General features: G+C 57.9%; 3 protein-coding genes. All 3 read right to left on the reverse strand.

Annotated elements, in window-relative coordinates:
- Positions 1 to 366 precede the first annotated feature (366 nt).
- Genes A8990_RS19865 through A8990_RS19875 form a run of 3 tightly spaced genes read right to left on the reverse strand, consistent with a single transcriptional unit; the run spans position 367 to position 3434 of the window.
- Complete coding sequence (locus A8990_RS19865) at positions 367 to 1470, reverse strand: Gfo/Idh/MocA family protein (protein ID WP_116190796.1); 1104 nt, start codon at positions 1468 to 1470, stop codon at positions 367 to 369.
- A gap of 27 nt (positions 1471 to 1497) precedes the next feature.
- Positions 1498 to 2547: a Gfo/Idh/MocA family protein gene (locus A8990_RS19870; RefSeq protein ID WP_116190797.1), complete on the reverse strand. Its 1050-nt coding sequence runs from the start codon at positions 2545 to 2547 to the stop codon at positions 1498 to 1500.
- An 8-nt stretch (positions 2548 to 2555) separates the two neighbouring features.
- Positions 2556 to 3434, reverse strand: a complete 879-nt coding sequence (locus tag A8990_RS19875; RefSeq protein ID WP_245996112.1) for a sugar phosphate isomerase/epimerase family protein — start codon at positions 3432 to 3434, stop codon at positions 2556 to 2558.
- Between the last annotated feature and the right edge of the window lie 87 nt (positions 3435 to 3521).

A 3521-nucleotide genomic window follows, 5' to 3' on the forward strand; every position in this document is an offset into this window, starting at 1 on the left:
CCGTAATTCGAAATGAATCTCCTCACGTCCATGAGACCTCCCACGGTAAGACGATTCACTTTCCTTCCATGCACCCGCATCATTTACATTGGCACGTCCGTGTAGTTAATTGGACTTCGTTATGTGTTGCAAACTCGTCCCGTGTCCTATGCCTGATGATATTCGTGTTCCTCGGGTCGGAATTTTGCCTCCAGCTTCCTTCAGATTCCACCTCACAATGGACACCCTTGCTCTTGGCTAGTGGTTGGCAACTACAAGCCCCCACAGCGGACTTTCACCGCCTAGTTAATCGCCATGCGTGGCACACAACAAGAAACACCCACCTGCGGTGAGTGCTTCTCTTGCTTCTTCTCGCAAGCTGCGCGGCTAGCCTCTAACAGGCTCCGAGCTTTGCGGCGCGTAGATTTGCGGGTTTTGGCGGCGGCATTCCTCGATGACAGCGAGCTGCTGGCGCACCTGCTGCGGCGTAACTTCGAGCGGGTCGCCGCCCACAATCGCACGATACAGCATATGGTACAGCTGCTCAGCCATATAATTATAATCGTCTCTGCCGTCTTCTAGCGCCAGCTCCCAATTGCCCGAATGCCAAGTGAGCGTCTCGCGGCAGTACGACGGCAAGCCGTTCTTATCCACAATCGGCTCCGTAGTGAGCTGCTGCTCCGGTGCTTCCTCCGGCTTGAAGTATCTCCACTCCAGCCGCTCATTATTGCCGCGCAAGCCGCCATTCGTTCCTTGAATGACGAACTGATCGCCCGGGAACATGCTGCAGGACGACACTTCCATATCAACCGTCGGACGGCCTTCTCCTCGCAGCACCAGCTTCACATAGTCCTCCGCATCGCCGAACGTATTCGCCCGGTCCATGACGCAAGTCACTTCAGGCATGATATCGCCCCCGAACAGCTGAAGCGCTTGATCAAGCACATGCGAGCCGAGATTAAGCAAGCTGCCCCCATTGTTGCTCTGAAGCGTCTGCCAATCCCATCTGCGAACGAAACGGTTGCTCGTAAAATCAAGCTGCACGATGCGGCCCAGCACGCCGCTCGCAATCACTTCGCGGATCCGCACATAGGCCGGCATGTAGCGGGATTGCTGGAATACGGCGAGCAGCTTGCCGCTGCGCTCCGATGCTTCGATCAGCTGGTCGACTTCCGCCGATGTGCGCGCCAGCGGTTTCTCGCACAGCACATGGAAGCCGCGGTTCAGCAGTTCTAGCGAAATCGGCACATGCTGATGGCTCGGCGAAGCATTGACGACGAGGTCGAGCTGTTCGGCTGCGATCATTTCCTGCCAAGTACCGTACGCTCTGCAACCGAATTCTTTCTCCGCCAGCTGCTGACGCTCCGGCAGTGAATCGGCAACCGCCGCGATCTCGAATTTCCTGTTCAGCTTCGCTAAGTTAAACCCATGAATGTCGCGCCCGCTTCTGCCTTGTCCGATAATGCCGACTTTAAGAATGCTCTCGCTCATATTCTCTCAATCTCCTTTTCATACTCGTTATAGGATCATGCGCGGTTCAATGCTGATTTCTCTGCCTGAAGCCGAACTCTCGTAAATCGCCTCTATGAGCTGAATCGCCCTAAACCCGTCTCCGCCTGTGATCGCTGGCTGACTGCCAGCCTCTATCGCTTCGATCACATTGATTAGCTGCTGCTGGTGGTAAATATGACTGATGCTGCGCGGGTCCGCGACACCGCCGTAGGCAGGTGACGAATCGAACACCGGCGGAGAATCATAGCCCGGAACTGACCAATGCTCGACGCCGGAGCCGGACAGCTTGATCGTGCCTTCCGCTCCATACAAGCGAATGGCCGCCGGGAAGCCTGGGTTGATGCTCGTCGAAGCCATTACCGTCCCGAGTGCTCCGTTATTGAATTGAACGATGGCAACGCCGAGATCCTCCGCTTCCATCTCATGCGTCCGTGTAACCGCGCGGCCATAGACGGCACGGGCTTCCCCTGCGAACCAGAGCAGCAGATCGATCGAATGAATCCCTTGATTCATCAGCGCACCGCCATCCTCCGCGATCGTCCCCCGCCATGGCGCGCTGTCATAATACTGCTGCGATCTGAGGAAGGGTACTTCCACCTCGGCGAGCAGCAGCTTCCCGAGCCGTCCCTCCGCGACGATGCGCTTCACTTCGCGGTGAAGCGGCTCGAACCGGCGCTGCGAGATAACGGACAGCGTTAGTCCGCGCTCCTCCGCCAGCCGGCACAGCTCAGCGGCTTCCGCAGCCCGCATCGCGAGCGGCTTCTCAATGACGACATGCTTGCCTGCTGCAAGCGCGTCGCAGCCGATGCGATAGTGGCTGCCGCTTGAGGTGGTGATGCAGACGATGTCGACATCATCCCGCCGCACCAGCTCCATATAATCCGCCGTCCAAGCGCAGCCTTCGCGCTCGGCGAGGACTTGTGCTTTCGCACCGTCCCGACTGGACACGGCCGACAGCTTCGCGCGGTCCAGCCCTCGAATCGCAGCGATGTGGAAGTCTGCAATGGTACCGCAGCCGATAATCCCGAATCGCCATCTGCCTAGGCTCGAGCTCATACTCTCGTTCACCTCGCTTCGGATTGCGTTCTTCCTAGCAGCTCTATTAATCCGTCTAGCGACATCGCTGTCCCTTCCATTGCGGTGCCGTCCTCTGGGATGTAGTGGGTTTCAATCGTGAACAAGCCCGTGTAGCCATCCTCCCGAAGCGCTTGGAATTGTGCTTCATAGGGCACTAAGCCAGCACCAATCGGAATCGGGCGCGGCTGACCCGCGGCATCGATGACAACATCCTTCAGATGCACATGCGCGAGCAACTCGCGAACCGCAGCATAGCCGTCCGGGAAGCTCGGCCTGCTGCCATACTGCTCGTTGCCAGGATCCCATAACACGCGAAGTGCTGGAGACTGCACGGCTGAAGCAAGTCCGGCAACCTCCGAGGCGAAGCCGCCGTTGCAGGACGGCTCGTTCTCGAGCAGCAGCAGCATGCCGCGCCCTTCCGCAAGCTTGGCGGCGCGCGTCAGGTGGCTGACGATCTCCGCTTCGAACCGATCGATCGGTTCATCCTCCCGCCAGAACGAGAAGATGCGAATACGGTTCGTGCCCAGCCGCTCCGCAAGCTCCATCGCGCGCTTCAGCATGTCGTAATGTTCCTCGGCAGACCTCTCCGCCTGATTGAAACGATCCCCCTCCGCGACCTGCCGAGACGGATCGAGCGCGCACTTGAAAACCGGTGAGGCGATGCACGAGATGAATAGTCCACGACTCTCGGCTTCCATGCGAATGCGGTCCGCTTCCTCGTCGCTCAGCGTAAGCACGTTGCGGTTGTCGATGCTGCGAATCTCGACATGCTTCAGACCCTTCGCCGCGGCAAAATCCAAAGCCGTAATAATATCAGGAGAAACCTCATCCGTAATAACGCCTAATCGATCGCGAATTTGTTCCATGCTATTGCTCCTTTCGGCCAAAGTAGATCCCTGGAGTACTCTCTTTCCCTCATTCCGCCGGTTTTCCGCAAATGTAGATCCCTGGAG

This window comes from Paenibacillus taihuensis, from assembly GCF_003386535.1.
Lineage (GTDB): Bacteria > Bacillota > Bacilli > Paenibacillales > Paenibacillaceae > Paenibacillus_Z > Paenibacillus_Z taihuensis.